Annotated in this window: 7 protein-coding genes; 3 read left to right on the forward strand and 4 right to left on the reverse strand. The window is 63.8% G+C overall.

Features of this window, described 5'->3' with window-relative positions; translation table 11 throughout:
- Positions 1-707: universal stress protein (locus PMI38_RS25250; RefSeq protein ID WP_008100659.1), on the forward strand; the 707-nt coding region annotated here is incomplete at its 5' end.
- A 191-nt stretch (positions 708-898) separates the two neighbouring features.
- Complete coding sequence (locus tag PMI38_RS25255; RefSeq protein WP_008100661.1) at positions 899-3034, forward strand: TonB-dependent siderophore receptor; 2136 nt, start codon at positions 899-901, stop codon at positions 3032-3034.
- A gap of 32 nt (positions 3035-3066) precedes the next feature.
- Here PMI38_RS25255 and PMI38_RS25260 read toward each other — a convergent pair whose 3' ends face one another.
- From PMI38_RS25260 to ptrR, 4 genes are all read right to left on the reverse strand, one after another.
- The gene (locus tag PMI38_RS25260) at positions 3067-3588 is read right to left on the reverse strand and encodes an acyloxyacyl hydrolase (protein ID WP_008100663.1); all 522 of its coding nucleotides are present in this window, start codon (positions 3586-3588) and stop codon (positions 3067-3069) included.
- Positions 3589-3773: 185 nt separating this feature from the next.
- Complete coding sequence (locus PMI38_RS25265) at positions 3774-4520, reverse strand: phytanoyl-CoA dioxygenase family protein (protein ID WP_008100665.1); 747 nt, start codon at positions 4518-4520, stop codon at positions 3774-3776.
- Between the two features lie 57 nt (positions 4521-4577).
- The gene (locus PMI38_RS25270; RefSeq protein WP_008100667.1) at positions 4578-5021 is read right to left on the reverse strand and encodes a carboxypeptidase-like regulatory domain-containing protein; all 444 of its coding nucleotides are present in this window, start codon (positions 5019-5021) and stop codon (positions 4578-4580) included.
- A 60-nt stretch (positions 5022-5081) separates the two neighbouring features.
- Complete coding sequence (ptrR, locus tag PMI38_RS25275) at positions 5082-5948, reverse strand: putrescine utilization regulator PtrR (RefSeq protein WP_008100670.1); 867 nt, start codon at positions 5946-5948, stop codon at positions 5082-5084.
- Positions 5949-6053: 105 nt separating this feature from the next.
- Here ptrR and PMI38_RS25280 point away from each other — a divergent pair, with 105 nt between their 5' ends.
- Entirely contained in the window at positions 6054-7439 is a 1386-nt protein-coding gene (locus PMI38_RS25280; RefSeq protein WP_008100672.1) for an aldehyde dehydrogenase family protein, read from the forward strand.
- Positions 7440-7542 lie beyond the last annotated feature (103 nt).

Below are 7542 nucleotides of genomic sequence, written 5' to 3' on the forward strand. Positions count from 1 at the left end.
ACACCCGCCAGTGGCTGGCCGACCAGGCCGAGCAACTGGGCAATACCGGGCTCGATGTGTCCACCGAGCTGCTGCTGACCCGCGACCCGCTGGGCAGCGTGCTCGAACGCATGGAACAAGTGGGCTGCGACCTGCTGGTCAAGGACGTGCAGCACGAGCCGGTGCTCAAGCGCCTGCTGGTGACCCCACTGGACTGGCAACTGCTCAAGGACAGCCCGGTGGCAGTACACCTGGTCAGCGACATCCGCCTGCCGCTGCCCCGGCAGATCGCCGCGGCAGTCGACCTCAACAGCCATGGCGTCGGCGAACACCTGGACGAGCAGGTGATCCACTGCGCCCATGCCCTGGCCCTGCAATGCAACGCCGAACTGCACTTGCTGCATGTGTGCGATGCAAGCAAGACCCACATCGCCGATTTCGGCGCCGGCACGGTGACCATGCCTGGCTTCGATGCCAGTGTGCGCAGCGGCCAGCGCGCGGCGTTCAACCGGCTGGGCGACCATCATCAGATCGCGCTCGAACGCCGGCATTTCCTCGAAGGCGCCGCGACGCGGGCGATCGCCCAGTTCGTCAGCCACAGCCGGATGGATGTGATCGTGATGGGCAGTCACCGGCACGATGCCATGCAGACTTTCCTCGGTGGCACCACGGCCCATGTGCTGGAGCATCCGCTGTGCAACGTGCTGGCGATCAAGGGGGCGCAATAAGTTTCAGCGGCTCATCGGCGCCCACCTTTCTCGTGCAGGTGCAGGCTTGCACGCGGAAAGGCCCGGGCGGCGACGACCATGGTATGTGGTACACCAGTTCCACTTAAATATAATGCATTTGATAATGATTCGTAGTAGTTTCGCGGCGCTTCCCCACCCCCTCAGCGCCCTACTTCAGGATCGTACCGTCGATGCGTCGCACGTTCGTTTCGCTTTGTGTGCTTCAAGCCATCTCCCCCCTGGCCCTTGCCGAGCCTGCACCTGCCAGCGACCCTGCAAGCATCGAGCTGCAGGCCCTGAACATCACCAGCAGCGCCGACAGCGAGCGCGCCGATGGCCCGGTCGAGGGCTACCGGGCCACCCGCTCCGCCAGCGCCACGCGTACCGACACCGCCCTGCATGAAACCCCGCAGTCGATCAGCGTGGTGCCCAAGGATGTGCTCGAAGACACCGGCGCCACGCGCCTGCAGGATGGACTGGACTACGCCGGCGGCGTCGGTCGCGCCAACAACTTCGGTGGCCAGGGCCTGACCACGTTCACCGTGCGCGGCTTCACCACCGGCGAGTTCTACCGTAACGGCTTCCCGATCAACCGCGGCTACCCCAATGCGCCCGACGCCAATACCGTCGAGCGCCTGGAAGTGATTCGCGGCCCCGCCACCAGCCTGTACGGCCGTGGCGACCCTGGCGGGACCTTCAATGTGGTCAGCAAACAGCCGCTGGCCGAGCCCAAGGTGACCTTGGGTAGCCAGTTCGATGACCAGGGCATGCACCGCGCCACCCTGGACGCTACCGGGCCGCTCAACCAGGACGGTTCGCTGGCCTATCGCCTGAACGTGCTGGGCGAAGGTGGCGAGAGCTTCCGCGATGATGTCGAGAGCGAACGCTACGACGTCGCGCCGGTGATCAGCTGGCAGGTGAACGACGCCACCAGGCTGGTCTTCGAGGGCGACTTCATGCGCAACAACCACCCCCTGGACCGTGGCCTTACCCGCCTGCCCGGCCAGCGCGGCACGGCCTCGCGCGACACCTACATCTGGGAGAAAGGCAGCGACAACCTGCTGCACAACGACAACGACATGGCGCAACTGCGCTTCGAGCACGCCCTCGACGACAACTGGACACTGGGCGGCGGCCTGCAGTGGCTGGACGGCTCGCTCAAGGGCAACGCCGTCGAAGCCAATGGCCTGCAGGCGGACGGCCGCACCCTGGGGCGCAACTTCAATTACCGCAAGCTGGAGTGGACCGACCGCGACTATCAGCTCAACCTCACCGGCCACTTCGACACCGGCGGCTTCGCCCATACGCTGCTGACCGGCATCGAATACGAAGACTACGACTACAACTCGATCATCCAGCGCTCGGCCGCCGGCAGCGGCGCCTACCCGATCGATATCTTCGACCCGGTGCTGGGCCAGCCCCGCCCTGCCCTGACCCGTACCACCACCTTCGACAAGGAAAACCTCAAGACCTGGGCCGCCTTCGTCCAGGACCAGGTTGCCTTGACCGAGCGCCTGAAGGCCCTCGCCGGCGTGCGCTTCGAGCGCTACGAACATGACTACGACAACAAGCTCAACAATGCCGGTGACTTCAGCAAGGGCGAAAACGGCGTGACCCCACGCTTTGGCCTGATCTATGACCTCACCGACAGCGTGGCGGTCTATGCCAACACCGCGCGCTCGTTCAAGCCCAACAGCGGTGCCAGTCTGCAAGGCAATGGCTTCGACCCGGAGAAAGGCAAGTCATACGAACTGGGCGTGAAATGGCAGGCGCTGGATCGCCAGCTGAGCATCGACGCGGCGATCTACCACATCGTCAAGGAGAACGTGCTGACCCGCGACCCGAATGACCCGACCGGCACCTACAGCATTGCCGCGGGCGAAGTGCGCAGCCGTGGCCTGGACATCAACATTGCCGGCAACCTCACGCCCGAATGGCGCGTGATCGGTGGCTATGCCTACGTCGATGCCGAAGTGACCGAGGACAACACCGTGCCCACCGGCACGCGCCTGGCGAACATTCCGCGCAACAGCTTCAGCCTGCTGAACACCTACGAGTTCCAGGATGGGTTGGCCAAGGGCCTGGGCCTGGGGGTTGGGGTGAAGTACATCGATGACCGCGCCGGGCAGACTGCCGCGACCACCTACACCATGGAGCGCTACAGCGTGGTCGACCTGCTCAGCTTCTACAAGGTCAACGAGCATGTGCGGCTGAACCTGGATGTGAAGAACCTGTTCAACAAAGGCTATGACGAAGGGGCGTTCAATACCTACGTCTACCCAGGCGCACCGCGCACCGTACAGGCCGGAGTGTCTTACACCTTCTGAAGGGCTGGGGCCGCGCTGCGGCCCCCTGCTACTCAGAACCCTTTGCTGTAGAACAGCGAGTACGACTCGATGCCGTCGTTCGGCTGGTTGATACCGGCATTGGAGTAGTGCATGACACGCAGGCCGATCTTCTGCTCGCCCGGCAGCTTCAGGCCAAAACCGATACGGTCTTCGAAGTTGACCGACGAGCCGAGTTGCTGATTACCCACATCGGTCTTGGAGAACGCCGCCAGGCCGATACCGGCCTCGATGTAAGGGGTGTAGGTGAAACCGCTGAACTCGTAGGTGAACACCGGGCTGAACGACAGCGAGTGGGCGCCACTGAAGTCACCCCCTTCCCAATAGGTGTAGGCCGCATCCCAGTAGCCGGTGACGAAACCGGTGTTGCTTTCCAGCCATTTCTTGTCCCAGTCGAAGGACATGCCGATACGGTAGGTCATGTCCCCCTGGCCGGTGGCGCCAATGGCCCCGGACACCTGCGCAGCCTGTGCCAGGTTGGTCGCGGTGAATGCCAATACGGCGGCGGCCAGCGAAGCGGCTAGTCGGGTATTCATTGATGACTTCTCCTGATGGTCAACACGGCAAGCGGGGGCTCGGGCCCCTCGATTTTTTCGGTGACAAGTGCATCCAACTGGTCACACGACGTAATACCTTTCTGATTATTGTCTAGATAATCAGAAAGTTGAAAGTGAATTGCCACTAATGGCTAATCTCTTTTTTCGCCCTCGGCGGCCGGGTTTCAATCGTACTCAGCCTCCTCGTGTTCACCCAGCAAACGGCGCTGCCGGGGCGTGGCCGCCTGCAACACATGCGGGTTGAACTGCCAGCTCAAGTACGGCGAAAACTTTTGCGCCACCATGCGCCGCCCGTAGTGCACCTGCAGCATGTCGCGCTCGCGGGTGTTGCTGCAGTTGCCTCCCGCGCTGTGCCAGACGTCACTGCGAAACACCAGTGCATCGCCCGCCTGGCACAACACCGATTGCGCCTCGCGCCCCTGCCATTGCTGCTCCCCGGCTTGCGGTGGTCGTGCCGCACGGTGACTGCCCGGCACGATGCAGGTCGGCCCGATGCTGGGGTCGATGTCGCACAGGTACAGCTGCGCTGTAAGAATGTGCATAGGCTGGACGAAGTCATCACGCTCGCTGATCCACGCCGGGAGTTGCAGGGGCAGATGATCCAGGTGCAAGCCCATGCCCGGGTAGCCGGGGTGGCTGCGCCAGGCGGTCTGGCCGATCACGTGGCAATCGCTGCCCAGCGCTGCCTCGGCCAGGGCGATCAGCGGGGGCAGGTCGAGAAACGGCAGCCACAGCGGGTGGCGATTGAAGACACATTTGTAGTGTTCGAGCAGCCCTTGGTAATCCCAGTGGATGGGCTGCAGGTCATCGATGGCGCAGCGCAGCAACGCCACCTGCAGGGGATCGAGGACACGGGGCAGCAGCACGTAGCCCTGCTCCTGCAACTGCTTCAATTGAACGTCCAGTCCCATGGCGATGTGCTCCTCCATGGGCGGAGTACATTTGTACTCCGCGCCATCTCTGCCCGCTTAACGCCAGTTGAGGTTCACCGTGGCGGGTGCCTTTCCGTTCACGGTCACGTGCTGCTGCACCGTAGTGCCGTCAGCCTGCCCGATCACGCGGTACTGGCCCGGCGGCAGCTGTACGTACAGCAATGGCCCAGCATCCTGCACGCTGAGCAACGAGTTGCCCTGGGCGTTCTGGATATCCACCGAAGCGCCGCTCTGGAACTTGCCGTCGGGTCCGGTCGAGAGTTCTACGTGAAGGTCGTAGCCTGGGGTCTTGCGCAGGGCATTGGCTTCGTCCTGGCCGATGCCGCCTTCCAGGTAGCGAATGCCGTTCTGCTCCTGCGGTTGCAGTTGCACGGCTTGCATGTCGACCGGCGCATTGAGGTCCGCGGCGGCGGCGAGGGTCCAGGGCAATGCCAAGGTGACCAGCAGTGCTGCATCCAGGGCGTAGTGATGATGACGCATGGTTAGCTCCTCCTTGTGGAGATGGCTCACCTACATTGGATGCCCGGCCAGCGGCGAGGTTCATGCCGCGCGGCGTTCTTCGAGCAGTTTCACGAACATGCTCAGGCTGCGCGACACGGTGCCCCGCCGCCACACCAGCCAGGTCTTGAGGTAGCGGAAGTCCTCCGACATCGGCCAGGCGCTGACCGTGCTGCAGCCGGGCATGTTGTCGAGCATGCTGCGCGGCAACATGGCCAGGCCCGCGCCGGCGCTGACGCAGGCGAGCATGCCGTGGTACGACTCCATTTCGTGGATCTTGCCTGGCACCGCCTGGTCCTGGACGAACCAGTTCTCGAAGTGGTGGCGATACGAGCAGTTGGCACGGAAGGCGTAGATGCTCGCGCCATTGACGTCCTGGGCGCGGCTCACCGGCGCATGGTTGAGCGGCGAGATGATCACCATCTCTTCTTCGAACACCGGCATGCCTTCGAGGGTCGGGTGCAGCACCGGCCCATCGACGAACGCCGCCACCAGGCGTCCGGACAGCACGCCTTCGAGCATGGTCCCCGAAGGCCCGGTCGACAGGTCGAGGTCGACCTTGGGGTAACGTTGGTTGTACGCCGCCAACAGTGCCGGAATGCGCACGGCCGCCGTGCTCTCCAGCGATCCCAGGGCGAAGGTGCCCTGCGGGTCTTCGCCGGCCACGGTCAGTCGTGCTTCGTGCACCAGGTCGAGGATCCGCCGGGTGTATTCGAGGAAATTCCAGCCAGCGGGCGACAGGCGCAGGCGGCTCTTTTCACGAATGAACAGCTCGACGCCAAGGTCTTCCTCCAACTGCTTGATGCGGGTGGTCAGGTTCGACGGCACCCGATGGATGTGCTGGGCGGCGGCGCTGATGCTGCCCTGCTCGGCCACGGCTTTGAAGATCTCCAGTTGCACCAGGTCCACAGTCATTCTCCAAACGTGAATGTTTCGCTCATTATTATTCAGTTTTCATTAAAGCTATAGCCCACTAGTCTGGCGTCACTGATTAACAACAAAGAGTGCCCCGCCATGAGTGCGATCAGCAGCCTGACCCACGCCATCTCCGTCGACCCTTTCAGCGGCGAACAGATCGGCGCCTACCCCTTCGACACCGACGCCGCACTGGAAGCGGCGCTGCAACGCGCCAAGGCGGGCTATGGCCAGTGGCGCCAAGTGTCGCTGGGTCAGCGCAGCGAATACCTGCTCGCCCTGGCCAGCACCCTGGAAGCCAAGGCCGAAGCCTTCGCGCAGATGATCAGCCACGAAATCGGCAAGCCGATCAGCCAGGCCCGCGGTGAAGTGAGCAAATGCGTCGGCCTGTGCCGTTGGTACGCCGAGCACGGCCCCGCCATGCTGGCCGCAGAACCGACCCAGGTGGAAAAGGCGCGTATCGAATACCGCCCACTGGGCCCGATCCTGGCCGTGATGCCGTGGAACTTCCCGATCTGGCAGGTGCTGCGTGGCGCGGTGCCGGCGATTCTGGCCGGCAACACCTACGTGCTCAAGCACGCCCCGAACGTGATGGGCAGCGCTTATCTGCTGGGTGAACTGTTCAAGGACGCAGGCGTCCCTGAAGGCGTGTTCGAGGTGCTCAACGTGACGCCCGAGGGTGTCACCCGCGCCATCAACGACCCGCGTATCGCCGCCGTGACCCTCACCGGCAGCGTGCGCGCCGGCATGGCCATCGGTGCCCAGGCCGGTGCGGCGCTGAAGAAGTGCGTGCTCGAGCTGGGCGGTTCCGATCCGTTCATCGTGCTGGCCGACGCTGACCTGGACGCCGCAGTCAAGGCTGCTGTGATTGGCCGCTACCAGAACACTGGCCAGGTCTGCGCCGCCGCCAAGCGTCTGATCGTCGAAGAAAGCATCGCCGAGGCATTCACGCGCAAGTTCGTCGAGGCGACGCGCCAGCTGAAAGTCGGCAACCCGCTGCAGGACGACACCTACATCGGCCCGATGGCCCGCTATGACCTGCGCGACGAGCTCGATGGCCAGGTCCAGGCGACCCTGGCCGAAGGTGCCACCCTGCTGCTGGGTGGCAGCAAGGTCGAAGGCGTCGGCAACTTCTATGCGCCGACCGTGTTCGCCAACGTGACCTCGGAAATGACGGCGTTCAAGCAGGAGCTGTTCGGGCCGGTGGCGGCGATCATCACCGCCCGCGATGCCGACCACGCCGTGGCGCTGGCCAACGACAGCGAGTTCGGTCTGGCGTCGACCATCTACACCGCCGACTATGCCCTGGCCGAGCGCATGACGGCGGCGCTGGAGACTGGGGGCGTGTTCATCAACGGCTACTGCGCCTCTGACCCCCGTGTGGCGTTTGGTGGCGTGAAGAAGAGTGGATTCGGGCGGGAGCTGTCGCACTTTGGCGTGCGTGAGTTCACCAATGCGCAGACGGTTTGGCTGGATCGTAACTGAGTTGCTGTCTGGGGCCGCTTTGCGGCCCATTCGCGGGACAAGCCCGCTCCCACAGACCCTGCGCTGTATTCAGTTCAGCAGGGGACCTGTGGGAGCGGGCTTG

The organism is Pseudomonas sp. GM84, assembly GCF_000282535.1.
Classification (GTDB): domain Bacteria; phylum Pseudomonadota; class Gammaproteobacteria; order Pseudomonadales; family Pseudomonadaceae; genus Aquipseudomonas.